The following is a 16,465-nucleotide window of genomic DNA, read 5'->3' as shown; positions in this document are numbered from 1 at the left end:
CTCATATGATTACTGCTCCTTTGTTAAGATGATTAGAGCATAACAGGAAAATATATGTATTTCAATAATAATTTAATGTTTATCGTTAAATTATTATTGATCGGTTTCTATGCAATTTAATATTTCGAATCATTTACGCATGAAAGAAGTCCAAGCAAAAAACATATACTTGGACTTATATCTTTAAGTTATTTTAAGTTATGCAATATCTTATATATCAAGAATATTTCCACAATTCTTCTGAAAGTAGTCATTCTTCTTTACTCATAAAATCTCATAATTCATAAACTTTTATGATTCTGTTAATTTCTTCAACAACAATAGGAGATAAACCTAATACTTCAATATCTATACTCCGAAGCCATTTTATACAGTCCTCTGGTTCCATTGAATCATTGGTAATATACTCAGAAATCAATACTGCGGAGGTACGTGACAAACCAAGACCCATTAAAGAAATTTGGGTCTTTTGTGAAGCCCCAAACTCAAGCCAAAGTTTTAATTGAGGGACTTGTTCAGCTAGATAACCATCACCGATTTCATAAAGGTAATATTGTAATATATCATTGTAACATGAAGAGTACTTAAGAAATTTAAACCGTGCATATTCTTCCAAGTCTCTCATTGTATCACGTATCACAGTATCCAATTTTTTACCTTTTTACTCCAATAACCCCAATTTCTATCAATTATTCTTGAGAGGCTCATACCTCTTAACCAATTCAAAACCAATAAGGCATGAGGATATGTTAATTGTGGAACATCCCCTGACAGATACTCACTTATAATACCAATAATATCACAATAATTGGTTAACGCATTTTCATCCTCAGGTAGAGATGGTATAAGTTCTTGTATTTCACCACTATAATTACGAAAATACTCTAAAAGTCTTTGCATAGCATATGGATTAATACCCGGGTTATTATTAATTATTTTTAAAGGAATTTCAATTTTTGATCGAACATCATCTGCTATTCCTGTTAGATTGACCAGAAAATCAGAACTATACTTTCCCTCTAAGTGTTTAAATGACTCATTTTTAAGATATTCTCCTAGAAAATATGTAAATACATAATCAAATTCTGGTTTTAGATCTACTTTTACTTTGGTTTCACTTAATTCAATATAATCTAATAAATCTTTAGAATTGTTCTCAACAATATAGTCTACTGCTTTACTTATTGTATATTTTTTTCTTTTTCTTGGAGGTGGTTCAGTCCATGCCTTTTTGGAAGTAGGATCTACACATACAACATTCCCCTGAAATTCCTTTCCCTGTCTACCTGCTCTACCTGCCAAATTCCAAAAGTCCATTTCTCCCATAGGTTTACCTCGACCCTTTTTAGGTCCTCTAATAAATATTGATTTTGCAGGTAAATTTACACCTTCAATTAGAGTCGATGTACAGACAAGGAATTTAATTTTCCCGCTTTTAAATAACTTTTCAATCTCATTCTTAATAAGTAATGGCATATTGCCATAATGAAATCCAACTCCACGACTTAACACAGTACATAAAGAATACTTTTTATTTATAGTTTTCGACGACAACTCAATAAGATTTAAAAGATCCGTATCACTTGTTTCATTTTCACTACCTTGCAAGCTCCATAACTGAAGTGCCATCTTTTCTGCTTCCGCAGCACCATTTGCATACAATAAGTTTCCTCCATAAAAATCAGCTAAAGCATATGCAACTAATGGTAGTCTCATACTTATATGCGAAGGTCTCGAACTTATATTAAATTTACCTAATATATATGTATCTTCATTTATACACAAATTCATTTCCCATTCTAATGGTTTTTTGGGAATTTGATTAACCCATATTAAATTTTGATTCACTGCAACATATTCAGAAGCAACAGGTTTTGTTGAAATATCATTTGGTGCATCATTTAGAAAAATTTCAGGATTTTCAGTGAGTGGGCTAGAGAATAAAAACTTTGTATTTTTAGATCTATGAGTTAATTCTTCAATAGCTTGTTGTAGGAGTATTCCTCTTGAACCATCACCAACTTTTTGAGCCTCATCTATAACAACAATATTAGGTATAAAATTCGGTTCTTCATTAAGTATCCACAGTAATCTTTCTTGTGTTAGTACATATAATTGCGGTTTGCAATCCCAATCCTTTATTAATGACGGTATAGAACTTATAGCTACGTTATTCAAGCCTGCATTATTAAAAGCTTCAACAATATCAATCTCAACTTGCTGAATTAAAGCGCGAGTTGGCACTATATATACCCCAATAGTTTTTTCTAATGAAAAGAACTGCTCTTCTATTAAGCGTAATAAAATATAAGATTTTCCTGCAGAAGTCGGAGCAGAAATACTAACCCAATCGAAATTATGAGCATGGTGATAAACAGACCACTGAAACTTATTGATTTTTTGATATGTTTCTTTTTATGATTAAAAATTGAATATTCAACAAGCCTATTCACCCTATTCAATTGCAGGGGTAAAGGTATTTGCTTCTCATAATTATTTTTTAAGTATTCTCTATCTAGCGCCAATTGGATTGCAGGAGAATTTGTTAATGAATCTAGTACAACTGCAGCTGCTACTTTTTGGTTTTCATCTAGTTCATTACTTACCATACAAAATTGAGAAATCCTTAAAGCCGCGTCAAGATGCTTTCCTTCTTCCGATTTCGCTAAAATACTTGCGCATAACAGCATATAGTTCCAATCTATATTGGAACTACTCTGTTCGATATTATTAAATTGCCTCTTTACAGAGGAGATAACTAGATCTAAGTATTTTCTTTGAAAACCTGAAATAGAGTACAATTTCTCTGGAAAAACTGATTTAGACATATTTTAACTCCTCCAAAAACGACTTTCTAAAATTACCCACAGAGGGAAACGGGAGTAAAAAAACCTCAATAATAATTCTGTCGAGCGATTCCCTTGACCTAAGTCTCCTTCTCACCTTTTTCTGCCATTCATCATATTTCAATTTAACCTCACTAATTACTTGATCTATCGTCTTTTGATTTGGGGAATTTGGATAGCTTTCCTCATCAAATCCCACTAGACAGATACCTCTATATTGAAGTTTATTAAAAAAGGGGCTGTCAGGATCAAGATAATTAAGCAATGCAACTTCAAGTTCATCATCTAATACATCGATATTTCCAGTTATAAGTTGCAAATCCCTAAATTGAGAAGAATCCGTTCCACCAGTGTCAATTAAAAAGGGCATTATACTATCAAAACAAGCTGATAATCCATCTTCTATTGATGAATACAATTTAGATTCTCCCCAATATAGTGCTAATTTCTGAGTTTGATTATCGTATTTAATATGTACTCCATCCGCCCCGTGATAATGCATTTGCGAACTAGTTTTAAGCGGCATCTTACATAAAAACTGAGGAATTCTAAGAAATGCTTGAGTCAACATATAAAGTAGCATCTCCCCTCCTTCCCCAGTATTTTCTATATCAGTAAATAGCTTTCTTGCCTTGATTTTTAGTTTGGCTACTTCAACTGTAGTGTTATCTTGTTGATCTTTTTCTTTTGCTCTTTTTATTTCACTCCTTGGTATGCAGTAATCAATCATTCTTAATGCAACCGCTTGTGCCAGATCGTTTACTCTAGGATTATCATTGCCATCGTGATTAACTACGTAACAATGTAATGTTGCATTTGTATCTGGCACCGGCACTTTTGATATAATTTCTGATAAATAAGCATCAAATTCCTTTCCATTACCACGCAATAATAAATCAATATTTTTGCCTAGATTAGACTGTAAAGTTATATTAGTCAAAAAAAACATCCCTCTCTAGGTATATAGTACCTAATTAGTAAATAAGTCCTTTATAGCACATATATTCGACAATTCCTTCCAAGACCCTTCTATATATAAGAATTTCAACAAATTCCTCAAAATATAAATTTCGATGAGGATTGCTGTATGAATTATGGTTTGCGGACTTAGCCTTATTCCAATCACTAAAAAATCCTTTTATTCAATGCTATCTCTCAAATTCACTTGCGAATTTTAGACGATGTTTGCGGATTGTGGGATTTGTAAGCGGTACCATACTTGCTACAATAGACTCACAACGCAATGAACATTGCTCAAGGGGGAATATACAAATGAAAAGGCTTTCTTTGATGCTAGCGGCTTGCATGATGTTTGTCGGAGTGTTAAGCGGTTGTGGCGGCAGTGAATCGGATTCGGGTTCATCCAATAAATTGGTCATTTACAGTCCGAACAGCGAAGAAATCATCAAGACGATCATCCCAATGTTTGAAAAGAAAACAGGCATTACGGTTGAGCTCGTAACAGCTGGTACAGGGGAAATTGTTAAGCGTCTACAGTCTGAAAAGAAAAATCCTTACGCGGACGTTATGTTCGGCGGCTCCATGGCGGGCTACCGCGAGCATGCTGACCTGTATGAGCCTTACGTATCTCCAGAAGATGCGAACTTGATTGAAGGCCATCGCAATAAGACAGGCTTCGCAACTCCGTTTGTTTCAGACGGCAGCGTGCTGCTTGTGAACAAGAACCTGATCGGCGATATCAAAATTGAGGGTTATGAAGATTTGCTCAATCCGAAGCTGAAAGGCAAAATTGCATCTGCTGACCCGGCAAGCTCCAGCTCCGCCTTCGCTCAGCTTACGAACATGCTGAAAGCTATGGGCGGCGACTATGAAAATCAAAAGGGCTGGGATTATGTCAGCAAGCTGATCGAGAACCTCGACGGCAAGATTGCAAGCGGTTCCGGTGCAGTTCATAAGAGTGTCGCGGACGGCGAGTATATTGTTGGCTTGACCTACGAAGATCCTTCTAACACGTATGTGAGAAACGGTGCACCCGTAGAAGTCGTGTATCCGAAGGAAGGCGCCGTATTCTTGGATGCAGCATCCGCCATTATTAAGGACGCACCACACATGGAAAATGCGAAGAAGTTCATCGACTTCATCCTGTCCAAGGAAGCGCAAGATGCATTCGGCACACAATTGACGAACCGTCCGCTTCGCAAGGATACGCAGCTCGGCGACTACATGACGCCACTCGACAAGATCAACATGATTGACGAAGATACAGACTACGTGAGTGCACATAAATCCGAAATCGTAGAGCGTTACATCTCTGTATTCACAAGCAAATAATCGGTTTTCAGAATCAAAATATGCGTGTCAAAAAGTCCGGTTCTCAGCACCACTTTTGATTATCGGACTTTTTGACTACCTATAAAAAGGTTAGGTGACAACAATGAGCGTAACAATAAAAATAAAAGACCTAGTCAAAAAATACGGCGATACGACCGTCATTCCAGAGTTGTCCTTGGAGATCAAGAAAGGTGAATTCTTCACGCTTCTCGGTCCTTCCGGGTGCGGCAAAACGACACTTCTGCGCATGATTGCTGGCTTCAACAGCATTGAAGGCGGAACCATCAACTTCAATGAGCGCGTCATTAATCAGGTTGAGCCAGGCAAGCGGAATATCGGGATGGTGTTCCAGAGCTATGCCATCTTCCCTCACCTTACCGTTAAGGGAAATATTGCGTTCGGTCTAGAGAACCGCAAGCTGTCCAAGGCCGAAATCAATGACAAAGTAGAAGATATCCTCAAGGTCGTACAAATCGAGCAATATAAAGATCGTATGCCGAAGAACCTGTCCGGTGGACAACAGCAGCGTGTCGCGCTTGCCCGTGCAATCGTCATCCACCCGGATGTACTGCTCATGGACGAACCGTTGTCCAACCTTGATGCGAAGCTCCGTGTCGATATGCGGAACGCGATTAAGGAAATTCAACGCGAAGTCGGCATTACAACGGTGTATGTAACACACGATCAGGAAGAGGCTATGGCTGTATCCGATCGCATCGCGGTTATGAAGTCAGGCGTCATTCAACATTTGGGTACACCGCAAGAAATCTACCAACGCCCAGCCAACGTGTTCGTAGCTACATTCATCGGCCGCACGAATATTATCGAAGGCAGCATGACACGTCAGGGCGACAGCTATAAGGTGAACTTTGGTTCAGGGTATTTAGAAGAGCTCTCGAACATTCAGCTTCCGGCTTCAACGAAACAAAATGAATTGAATGTCAAAATTTCGGTTCGCCCAGAGGAATTCGTCATTACTGAGGATCAGACGGGCATGAAGGCAACCATCGTGCACAGCGTCTTTTTGGGGCAGAACACACATTACTTCGTCGATCTGGAATCCGGTCAGCGCGTGGAAATTACACAGGAATCGAAGACAACACAGATTCTTGATCCTGGCCAAGTCATTCATTTGAAGGTGAAAAAGGAAAAAATCAATGTTTACGATGCTGCAGGTGAATTGAACTATACAAGGGGCGGTCAACTATGAGGGGGACGCGCAAACGATTTGACGTCTGGACTAACATTTCGTTCCTAATATTTGGTTTCTATCTTTTGTTCCTAGCCTTGCCTTTGTTTACGATGCTGTTCAAAAGCTTTTTCAACGGTACAACAGGCGATTTCTCACTCGCCTACTTCGTGAAGTTTTTCAGCAAGCCGTATTACACCAATGCACTATTCAACAGTATTAAAGTTACCGTCAGCGTAACCGCCCTTGCGGCGCTCATCGCAACACCGCTAGCCTATATAATGGCTACCGTTAAGATTAAAGGGGACTCAACGATTCGGATTTTGATTCTGCTCTCGTCCATGTCAGCCCCGTTCATCGGAGCTTACTCTTGGATTCTCCTGCTCGGAAGAAACGGCGTCATTACCAAATTCGTCAGCAATACATTTGGCTTCCAAATGCCTGACATATATGGCTTTACCGGTATATTAGTTGTCTTGACCCTGCAAATGGTGCCTCTTATCTTCATGTACGTATCCGGGGCACTCAAAAATGTTGACCAATCGCTTATGGAAGCGGCAGAGAGCATGGGCTACAAGGGCATCAACAAGATGCGCAAGGTACTGCTCCCGCTCATCACACCAACCTTGCTCGCAGGCGGGCTGCTCGTATTCATGCGCGCGCTGGCCGATTTCGGTACGCCGATGCTGATCGGTGAAGGCTACAAGACCGTTCCTGTCTTGATCTTTACCGAGTTCATCAGTGAAGTTGGCGGCGACGACGGCTTTGCTGCCGCAATCAGTGTCATCGTTGTATTGTTCGCAACAGCAGTCTTCCTGATGCAAAAGTTCATCGCCAACCGCAAGTCCATCACAATGAGTGCTTTGCACCCGCTTGAAGCGAAGAAGAAAAAAGGCATCGGCAACATCGCGGCGCATGCTGTCATCTATCTGTATACGTTAATCGCGCTGCTGCCACAATTGTACGTCATCTATACTTCATTCTTGAAATCGAACGGCCGCGTCTTCGTTGATGGCTTCTCACTGCAAAGCTATCAGAATGCTTTCAGTAGCATCGGCGGTGTCATTACGAACACGTTCATCCTGGCTATCGTGTCGCTCGTCATCATTATCCTGCTTGCGATTCTGATTGCTTACGTAACCGTTCGCAGAAAGAATGCATTAACGAACACAATCGATATTTTCACGATGTTCCCTTACATCGTTCCTGGTTCTATCTTAGGTATCGCCTTGTTGATTACGTTCAACGATAAGCCGCTGGCACTGAGCGGAACAGCATTCATTATGATTATCTCGTTCGTCATCCGGCGTTTGCCTTATACGATTCGTTCCAGCGCAGCCATTTTGCATCAAATTAACGGCGGTATTGAGGAAGCCGCAATCAGCTTGGGCGCTTCTCAGATGAAGACATTCTTCAAGATTACACTGCCGATGATGCTCGCGGGCGTTGTCTCCGGTGCAATTCTAAGCTGGATCACAATCATTACTGAATTAAGTACCTCGATCATCTTGTATACAGGTAAGACGAAGACCGTTACGGTAGCCATTTATACCGAAGTTATTCGCGGCAACTATGGCGTGGCAGCAGCACTATCTACAATCCTAACCGTCATCACAGTCATTTCGCTGCTCGTCTTCCTGAAGTTGTCCGGACAAAAGGAAGTCTCCCTATAAGAGAGGCGTTCAAAAAGTCCGCCTTTGATCACGATGTTACACAGGAAGTAACTCGGTGCTGAAAATCGACCTGTTTGATCAAACATTTTAATAGCATTGCACAAACACCAAGTCGGTACCTCATCTGGAGGGCCGGCTTGGTTGTATTTGGATGATCTTCTTTCGACAGCGAACCAGTATAATATGGAATGAAAGGGCTTACCGACACTGGAGGGAGACATGGAACAGAAAAAGATTCGCACCTTCAAGGAGTCAACCCGTCACTTATTTCAGCTGTATGCGGTGATTCCGTTTTTGATTTTGATCGTGCTGTTTTTCATCTTTACGATCATTAATGGAAGGATGAATTTGACGCAAAAAACGACGGAGGCCGCCGAGTCGATCAGTAAATCTATGGCGGAGGTGTTTCAACAGTATCACGAGGAAATCAATCGGATGGCTATCTCACCTGCCGTGACGAAATATCTGACTACACGATTAGGCAGCGACAAAGTATATTCCGAATTCTATGACTTCAATAATCGGCAAAAGGTGAAGAGCATCTTCCATATCGTCGACATAGACGGCATCTTCCGAGCCAGCTCCGATTCGCCGGATGCACTCTACAACAGCTTCGCCTTCGGCAATCTCATCAACCGGATTGAACAGAAATCTGGCAACACGCTGACTGAAATGAACAGCTTCCGCTATTCCCATGATCGCGACACAAGCTACACGTTCGGCAAAGCGATCGTCAAGGACAAGCAGACGATTGGCTATATCATCTACCAGCTCTACGAATCTGACATGCAGAAGCTCATTTTCGAACAAAACAATGAGATTGCGATGATCACGGACGAGCATAACACGATCATTGCCACTACCAGCAATGTCACCAAGGGCGTATTGAACAAATTCAGTCCTAAGCTGGACAAGCAAGGACATGTTCTGTTGAACAACGGTACGTACTACATGTATACCAAGCGCATACCAGGCACACCGATTCAAGTGGTCACGCTCAATTCCTACAAGTCAGAGCAATACACCTACTACACGGTGTCTGTCTTTATTCTCGCTGCCAGCCTGCTGCTATGGGTCATTATTCATTTCCTATCGAACAAAATGTCTGCCCGCAATTCCGAATCGGTCGATAAATTAATTCTGGCCTTGACCCAACTGCGCGAAGGGAATTTCAACGGCTATGTCGATATTCACACGAATGATGAGTTCGAGATACTCGGCGATGAGTACAATGTCATGCTGGACCGGTTGAAGGAATTGATGATGAAAAATAAAGAGCTGTCCGAGCTACGCACGATTATCGAGGTCAAGCAGCTGCAATCGCAGTTTCATCCGCATTTCATTTTCAACGTATTGGAGACGCTGCGATACGCCATTAAGATGGACGCCAATCAAGCGCAGCAAATCGTTATGCTGCTGTCGAGACTGCTGCGATACAGCATCGGCAATGATCGGAGCGTCCAACTGAAGGATGACATGAATTATGTGCGGGACTACTTGAAGCTGCAGCAAATCCGGTTCAATGAGCGGCTGGAATACCGCATTACCGTCGAAGAGGAAACCAATCATGTATACGTGCCTAAGCTGCTGCTGCAGCCAATCATTGAAAACGCTATCAAGTATGGTTACCAAAATCAAAGCAATGTGCTTATCGAAATCCGCATCTACCCTTCTGACGGGAAGCTGATGCTGGAAGTATGCGACAACGGAAAAGGCATGGACGCGGAGACACTGCTGAAGGTGAACCGAATCCTGCACAGCCAAAACAATACGACACAGCATATCGGGCTCTACAATGTTCACCGCCGCTTAGTGCTTCTCTACGGCGAGGAATCCGGCATCCACATCAACAGCAAGCAAGGGACTGGCACTTGTATAACACTAACAATTCCTTACGAATGGAGTGAAGGCGATGTTCAAGGTTCTGCTAGTTGAAGATGAAGATATGATTCGCAGAGGCATACGCTTCAGCATCGATTGGCTGCAGTATGATTGCATCGTGATAGAAGAAGCGCTGAACGGACAGGACGGTTATGAGAAAATTTGCGAGCTTAAACCGGATATCGTCATCACGGATATTAACATGCCCATTATGGACGGCATCTCCATGATACGTGAGGGCTTGCAGCAGCATACGTTCAGCAGCATTATTATTTCCGGCTATAATGAGTTTCATCTTGCCAAGCAGGCACTGCAATTGGGAGTAACCGAATTCCTCGTGAAGCCGCTGGAGGACGATCAATTGATCGCTGCCCTAGAATCGGCCAAGACGAAGGTCGATTTGCAGCGCAAATATGAGGTCATTTCGAATCATCCGCAAGAAGCCGAAGAGATACTGAACAGCAAATTTATGGAGAAAGAAACGAAAACTTCGAAGTATGTATCGCAAATGATCGCGTACGTGCAGGAGAATTATGCGAAGAAAATCAGCATCCACGATCTTGTGGAGCAGCTCGACTTGAGTGCCTACTACTTGAATCAGAAATTCAAAGCTGAGACGAGCTATACGTTCAACGAGTTCCTGAACCGATATCGCATCCAAAAGTCGATCGACCTGCTGAAATCAGGCGACAACAAAGTTTACAACATTGCACACGATATTGGCTTCAGCGACTACAAGTACTTCATCAGCATTTTCAAAAAGTACGCCCACGTCACGCCGAGCCAGTACCAAGAATTCTATAGTAGTTAGGTTGAATCCAAGGATGACGAATAACAATAACAAGCAAGAAGCAGCGCATGCCGTTCTTCACAAGCACGCGCTGCTTCTCTTCCACCCATGAGAGAGTGATTCAGCCAGCTCGGAATTGCTACGTGCAAACCATGCTAGAAAAAGAGGTGTTCTCTCATTTTTTTCATTTAGATGTTAATCACATTTTGAAAATTGCTGATGACTCTAATAAAAGTGCACGTTTCTATCTAACGAACCATACTCTTTATCCTTTATTACTTACTGCTTGTGCTCTTTGCGCCATCCGACTTTGGCCCTTTTTTAGTGCCTTTGCTTGTGTAAGGTTTTGGTTTGTTTTTTGCTCTTCTTTCACTAGCTTGCCATCTAGTCCAGCCCTTTTTGTCCGTTCCTCTGCCTGTTCCGCCTTTACCCTTAGCTTTGCTCATATAATCACTCCACGATTGTTTGTATATAGAGTTCCCTGTACCTGGGTGGTTTTAATCCTTAATCCTTAATTTACGACCTAAGAGCTAACTATATCAAAGCTAAGCATTAGAATCAAAGTCCCCTCACCATTGCAATATATGGAAGTGACACGTAATAATAACCCTGTCAAAAGCTAGTTCTTATTTCATAGCCTGCCAACTTTTAAAATCATGAACAGCAAATCCAGCATAGCTCATATAGCGTGTTAATTGGTTATGAGCGGCTTGCAGCTCCTTTTCCATCGTTTCGCTGCTCATGGAGTAAAATGATGTCCGTGGACCCTCCGAACTTTTTACTGTCTCCACGGCAATGACAATTTTCTTTTTCAGCGTGGAAGCTTCTCTCAGCATCGCCTGCGCATTTTCCACAATTCCATTTTTGCCTAACGCATGATTGCGATAATTCATGATTACCAGGCAATCGAATTTCTCCAAAAGCCATGCGCTCATGCTGTAATCCGTCCCCGGCACTTTGATCGTATTCAGCCAATACGGAACGTCCATCGTAATTTGGAGATCGTTCCCCTTGGTTTCCTTCTCGATCAGTCGCAAGTTGTCCATCCAGCCTTCCAAAAGCACCTTATTGTCTTTCTTCCATTCGCTTAAGCGGTAAGGCTCAATATCGAAATGTAGTCCCGCAAACCTTGCCTCCGCTTCGACGGACGCATTGTAGACGTTGACCCAAGCAATGAATTTTTTTATCTTATCCTGGTTTTTCTTATAAGCCCATTCGGGTCGTCCCTCTAGTGCCTCTACTTGAATCCCCTGTTCCTTGGCGCTGCGAACAAAGCTTTCATAGATCGCCGGGGCCATATCGGTATTAATTTGAAGGTAGATGGTAGTCACATTGCGCTCTTTAGCAAAGCTTATCGCCTTGTCTGAATCCCTTACAATCACTTGGCTGTCCCATATCCATGTCCCCTTCGGTACATTGCTGACAGCCGTCATGATGCTAACCTGATTCCGCTTCGGCTGCCATTCCACTTGAGCATGAAAGGCCTCGCTGATGAAGCGCAGGGGAACCATTGTGCGGCCGTTTTTGAGCAGAGCGCCCCCACCGAAAGTTACGGTTCCCCCGTTTACGATGGCATGATTTTCTCCAAACCTCAGCGCAATCGTATCATTTTTATAAGTAAATAGAATCTGGTTCTGCGGCCTATTCCACTTCACGGTTGCGCCAAGCTTCTCGGACACGAACTTGGCAGGAACCATGGTCAGGTTGGTAGCAGCGTCCACATAAGGCAGTTCGTCCGGGAAGGCTACTTCCCTACCATCCACCTCGACTCGAAGTGAAGAAGCATAGACGTTAGGGATATTGGATCCAACACTCATCCCTATACATATAACTGTCATGTACAAAAGCAATCTCTTCATAGGATATATTACCTCGGCTTTTCTCTTTGTAGTTCTGACATACAAGGAGATTATAAAGTGCAGAGCAATTGGCAACAAGACCCATTTCTGTATGGTGCATATCACCTAAGGTCCTAGAATTGAAGTTGAATTTATGATTGGGATACAATGAGGATATCTATTACCTTGCTAGGAGGCGTACATATGGTACCGCAGCGAGTAAGTCTTCTCACGATTGGCGCATATCATTTGCCTTCCCTAAGAGCCTTTTATCAGCGGCTAGGATGGGCAGAAACGGAAATAAGCTCGGATGAATATGCCGTATTCAAGACGGCAGGGGTCATTCTCTCGCTGTTCCCAATCGAGAAGCTGGCGGAAGATGCAGGAGTTGAAGTGCCGAAGAAGACAAATGTGTTCCGTGGAGTCACGTTCGCTATCAATGTCGATGCCCCTGAACAAGTCGATTCCACCATTGAGCAAATTAGACTTGCAGGTGCACACATTCTCCGCGAACCGAGCGATGCCTTCTGGGGAGGAAGAATTGCTTACTTCGCAGATCCAGAGAACAACTATTGGGAAGTCGCTTGGAATCCAGATTCCGTGTTTGACGAGCGAGGGGCAATGTTGTCCTTTTAAAAGAAGCAAGGAGTTCATCATCGGATGAACTCCTTTTTTACTAGCATTCAAATGGAGAATGATACGGCGCGGCACCACTCCCCTCATCACTTCATTGAAATGATGAATCCTATATTTTCAACACTTACTCGTAGTATCCTTCTGTTGACTTCCGAAACCCCTTGAACTGATTGGCATCATGCCCGAACCATACTTGGGAGTTCGTTCGTGTCGCAAGCGTACGGATACGCTCGACCGTACTCCGGTATCCAAGCAAGTCATACAGATTGCCTGGCGGTCTCACCGGTGGGCCGTAACTCTCTGCCGTATAAATGGTATCGGAAGCAAGGATGATCCCCCCCGTTTCCGGCAAGTTGATTTGCAAGCCCAGCATACCCCAAGCATGCCCACTTCCGAAGTTCAGCAGCGTAATACCCTCGGCCAGTTCCAATTGATCCTCTGTCCGTTTGATCGTTTTCCACTGTAGGTTATTTTTGATCCAAGCATCGATGTCGGCCCATATGTAGCCCCCTTCTTTTTCGTTGCGGGCATACGTTTGCAAAGCTCCGTTCAGCTCATCCTCGTGAACGATAATGGTCGCATTCGTAAACAATTCCAGGCATCCTGCATGATCCAAATGCAAATGAGAAGCCACTACATACTTGATATCCTGAGGAGATACGTTCAACTGTTCCAGTCGATTATGCAGATAACATTCCTCACTCGCTTTCCACGGAAAAAGCATTTGTATCGATTCAGCCCACCGGCCCTCCTTGCCCATTCCATTCGGATTGCAAGCTGTATCGAACAGAATCTTGCCTTCTGGATGATCAATTAACACCGTATAGATAGGAAACTCCACAAATTCGGTCGCCGCATTCGGATTCAGAACCGTAGCCGGATTATGCATGGCAAGCAACCAGTTCTTATCCATGCTCATGCGGCCGTTATCCATCACATACAGCTTCGGACGAGCCTTGATCACATTTGTCATCTTCATTTCCTCCCATTAAACAGCTATGTTTTCACCTACATGTGTTTTCATTCGAAGTCCCTATTACTTTATGACTAAGAATGGCGCCTATTCCGTTGATATAGACATACAATAATATATTTTATAAACTAAAATTACAAAAGTAGGCACTTTTTAGTATCCAGGGTACTTCAAGGTGCATAGGAGGGAGATCATTTGACATCTTCACCCACAACAAAGCACCCTGACATCTCGTTGGCAAGTTGCGGCTATAGCAGAATACTTGAAATCATTTCGAACAAATGGACTTCACTCGTCATTTATGCATTGGAGAACGGAAGCATCCGATATGGGGAAATGGGAAGGAGAATCGAGGGAATCTCCAAAAAAATGCTGACGCAGACAGTACGGCAGCTGGAACGGGATGGGCTGGTTCAACGACATATTACACCAACCGTGCCTCCGGCCGTTGAATACTCGCTAACGCCCCTAGGCGAATCCTTGCTTCAGCCAATGAAAGAGCTAAGGCAATGGGCAAGGGCTCATTATGCAAGTGTCGAAGCGTCAAGAGCTGCGTATGATCTGGCGAATGAAAAAGACTCTCAATCTTCCACAAATTAAAGTTATATAAATAATAACTGTAAGATTCGTAAGATACAGATATGAAAAAAACAAGCATAATGACGTTCCATCTCCTGCGGAATATCATTATGCTTGCTCTTTGTTAGCTCCCCTTACCCTTTAACAGCAGACATTTTACGAAAACCCGTTCAAGTAGTTGCTGCCGTTATTTCTCATAAATCTGCGTCTTTAATGAAAATAATCTTAACTCCACTGATCTGACTTTGCCCATTGACAGCATAATACGCCGCATACGCTCCATCGCCAAATCCGGTCCGAGAAACAACACCACCATCCAGCACACCGGCCTCTTCACCGCTCTCTGTAATATCACAACAAGCTAAGTACCAGTCGCTATCCGTATCATTGGGTTCTATACTATCTGCATCGGCATCTGGAATTCGATACTTGCTCACGTCAAAGATTCCAGCCTGTCCGCTATCCACGCCTACAATGAAGTTCCCTTTCACCCATTCAAGGGTCTCCTTCTTATCAGCAACCGAGCTATGACAAGCAATAAGCTTGGCACAAGCCTCTCCCCAATCTTGAACCTCCGTCTTGCTTACATATGCGCTCCATGCTCCATTCAGCACATCGTCCAGCACACCCATAATGATCGTATTCTCATTCAAGTCATAGCATGGATCGGATACAACCAGTTTCCCGGAGGTGACTTCAAATTGCCCTAATACTTTGTACATCGTTTCTCCTCCCTCAAATCTCTCTATGTGTATATTGTTATTACGTCATATATTCGATATTTGCTAGTCGTATCCTTTTCAAAAGTAAATGAGGTAGAGACTGGCTTATTCGTCCTTTCTACTATTTCTTTTTTTCTCCTCTATGCAACCTAAACGCAAAGAACCCGAGAGGAGCACGCTTATCGTGTCACCATCGGGTTCTTAGGCTTGCAGCCTTCATGTTATGCAATACTATTGGAATGTCGTAATAATAAGCCAGATATTGAGAATCGTTAATACTATGGAAGTGACCCAGGCGAGAATAACGACCCATAACTTGTTTTTAAATTCCCCCATCAGTTTCTCATCGCTCGTAAAGAGGGTCAAAGGAATGATGGAAAACGGCAATGCGACGCTTAGAAATACTTGTGAATAGATCAATAATTTCTCGACTACAGATTCCGTACTCCCGAACACGAGAATACATACAACAACCGGGATAATGGCCACAAGGCGAGTAATCATCCGTCTAGCCCACAACGGCATTTTCATATGGATGAAGCCTTCCATAATGATCTGCCCGGATAAGGTTCCTGTGATCGTTGAATTTTGGCCTGATGCCAGCAGAGCGACGGCAAACAATACGCTCAGTACAGGGCTGGCAATCGCACCGACAATGGAGCTGTCATTCAATGCACGGTATAACTGCCCCAGTGTATCCAAGGAGCCACTGTAACCGAAGAACAAAGATGCACCTAGAATAAGCAGTAAGCAGTTCACCACAAACGCAACGGTTAGCTGTATATTGGAGTCGATCGTCGCAAATTTGACCGCTTCTTTGAGCGATTTCCGATCTCCACGATCATATTGGCGTGCCTGCACAATCGACGAATGCAAATATAAATTGTGCGGCATTACCGTGGCGCCAACGATACCTAGCGCGATAAACAATGCTCCATCATTAAATACAATCTCCGTTCTTGGAATGAAACCTCCAAGCATTTGAGCCACATCTGGTTGAGCAATAATGACTTCATACAGGAAAACAACAAGAATCGTTGCAATCA

16 protein-coding genes are annotated in these 16,465 nt (G+C 42.7%); 7 read left to right on the top strand and 9 right to left on the bottom strand.

From position 1 onward, the window contains the following. Positions 1 to 274 precede the first annotated feature (274 nt). The 4 genes from AZ66_RS32835 to AZ66_RS18405 are packed head-to-tail and all read right to left on the bottom strand — an operon-like array spanning position 275 to position 3,786. Positions 275 to 649: a hypothetical protein gene (locus AZ66_RS32835; RefSeq protein WP_231586942.1), complete on the bottom strand. Its 375-nt coding sequence runs from the start codon at positions 647 to 649 to the stop codon at positions 275 to 277. Continuing rightward, positions 637 to 2,340: a DEAD/DEAH box helicase gene (locus tag AZ66_RS18410; protein WP_231586943.1), complete on the bottom strand. Its 1,704-nt coding sequence runs from the start codon at positions 2,338 to 2,340 to the stop codon at positions 637 to 639. The genes AZ66_RS32835 and AZ66_RS18410 overlap by 13 nt, the downstream gene beginning before the upstream one ends. Next, positions 2,292 to 2,828 (bottom strand): hypothetical protein, encoded by a 537-nt coding sequence (locus AZ66_RS32830; protein WP_231586941.1) that lies wholly within the window; start codon positions 2,826 to 2,828, stop codon positions 2,292 to 2,294. Before AZ66_RS32830 ends, AZ66_RS18410 begins: the two co-directional genes overlap by 49 nt. Beyond that, the gene (locus AZ66_RS18405; RefSeq protein ID WP_231586940.1) at positions 2,821 to 3,786 is read right to left on the bottom strand and encodes a HamA C-terminal domain-containing protein; all 966 of its coding nucleotides are present in this window, start codon (positions 3,784 to 3,786) and stop codon (positions 2,821 to 2,823) included. The genes AZ66_RS32830 and AZ66_RS18405 overlap by 8 nt, the downstream gene beginning before the upstream one ends. A 332-nt stretch (positions 3,787 to 4,118) precedes the next feature. Here AZ66_RS18405 and AZ66_RS18400 point away from each other — a divergent pair, with 332 nt between their 5' ends. From AZ66_RS18400 to AZ66_RS18380, 5 genes are all read left to right on the top strand, one after another. Next, complete coding sequence (locus AZ66_RS18400; protein ID WP_021261116.1) at positions 4,119 to 5,138, top strand: ABC transporter substrate-binding protein; 1,020 nt, start codon at positions 4,119 to 4,121, stop codon at positions 5,136 to 5,138. Between the two features lie 103 nt (positions 5,139 to 5,241). Then, entirely contained in the window at positions 5,242 to 6,348 is a 1,107-nt protein-coding gene (locus AZ66_RS18395) for an ABC transporter ATP-binding protein (protein ID WP_044356166.1), read from the top strand. Continuing rightward, positions 6,345 to 8,000, top strand: a complete 1,656-nt coding sequence (locus tag AZ66_RS18390; protein ID WP_021261118.1) for an ABC transporter permease — start codon at positions 6,345 to 6,347, stop codon at positions 7,998 to 8,000. The genes AZ66_RS18395 and AZ66_RS18390 overlap by 4 nt, the downstream gene beginning before the upstream one ends. A gap of 219 nt (positions 8,001 to 8,219) precedes the next feature. Continuing rightward, positions 8,220 to 9,935, top strand: a complete 1,716-nt coding sequence (locus tag AZ66_RS18385) for a sensor histidine kinase (protein WP_044356165.1) — start codon at positions 8,220 to 8,222, stop codon at positions 9,933 to 9,935. Next, on the top strand, positions 9,913 to 10,692 hold the full coding sequence (locus tag AZ66_RS18380; protein WP_044356164.1) for a response regulator transcription factor: 780 nt from the start codon (positions 9,913 to 9,915) through the stop codon (positions 10,690 to 10,692). Before AZ66_RS18385 ends, AZ66_RS18380 begins: the two co-directional genes overlap by 23 nt. 254 nt (positions 10,693 to 10,946) lie before the next feature. Here AZ66_RS18380 and AZ66_RS30775 read toward each other — a convergent pair whose 3' ends face one another. Further along, positions 10,947 to 11,117 carry a DUF3934 family protein gene (locus AZ66_RS30775; protein ID WP_082061648.1) on the bottom strand — a complete coding sequence of 57 codons (171 nt, stop codon included), beginning with the start codon at positions 11,115 to 11,117 and terminating at the stop codon, positions 10,947 to 10,949. Positions 11,118 to 11,297: 180 nt separating this feature from the next. Then, positions 11,298 to 12,530, bottom strand: coding sequence for a copper amine oxidase N-terminal domain-containing protein (locus AZ66_RS18375; RefSeq protein ID WP_052648635.1), 1,233 nt, complete (start codon positions 12,528 to 12,530; stop codon positions 11,298 to 11,300). Positions 12,531 to 12,713: 183 nt separating this feature from the next. Here AZ66_RS18375 and AZ66_RS18370 point away from each other — a divergent pair, with 183 nt between their 5' ends. After that, on the top strand, positions 12,714 to 13,145 hold the full coding sequence (locus tag AZ66_RS18370; protein ID WP_044356161.1) for a VOC family protein: 432 nt from the start codon (positions 12,714 to 12,716) through the stop codon (positions 13,143 to 13,145). Between the two features lie 124 nt (positions 13,146 to 13,269). Here AZ66_RS18370 and ahlS read toward each other — a convergent pair whose 3' ends face one another. After that, positions 13,270 to 14,118 (bottom strand): AhlS family quorum-quenching N-acyl homoserine lactonase, encoded by an 849-nt coding sequence (ahlS, locus tag AZ66_RS18365; protein WP_044356160.1) that lies wholly within the window; start codon positions 14,116 to 14,118, stop codon positions 13,270 to 13,272. A 195-nt stretch (positions 14,119 to 14,313) separates the two neighbouring features. On the opposite strand from ahlS, the gene AZ66_RS18360 reads away from it, so the two are divergent. Continuing rightward, positions 14,314 to 14,718: a winged helix-turn-helix transcriptional regulator gene (locus AZ66_RS18360; RefSeq protein ID WP_044356159.1), complete on the top strand. Its 405-nt coding sequence runs from the start codon at positions 14,314 to 14,316 to the stop codon at positions 14,716 to 14,718. Positions 14,719 to 14,891: 173 nt separating this feature from the next. Here the strand turns inward: AZ66_RS18360 and AZ66_RS18355 are convergent, their stop codons facing one another. Then, the gene (locus AZ66_RS18355; RefSeq protein ID WP_044356158.1) at positions 14,892 to 15,419 is read right to left on the bottom strand and encodes a DUF4241 domain-containing protein; all 528 of its coding nucleotides are present in this window, start codon (positions 15,417 to 15,419) and stop codon (positions 14,892 to 14,894) included. Positions 15,420 to 15,650: 231 nt separating this feature from the next. Continuing rightward, a partial coding sequence (locus AZ66_RS18350; protein WP_044356157.1) for a divalent metal cation transporter occupies positions 15,651 to 16,465 on the bottom strand: 815 nt, incomplete at its 5' end.

The sequence above is a fragment of the Paenibacillus sp. E194 genome (genome assembly GCF_000935845.1).
Classification (GTDB): Bacteria; Bacillota; Bacilli; order Paenibacillales; family Paenibacillaceae; genus Paenibacillus_B; species Paenibacillus_B alvei_B.
Note: the sequence above shows the minus strand (reverse complement) of the source record. Positions and strands in the feature narration are given on the sequence as shown.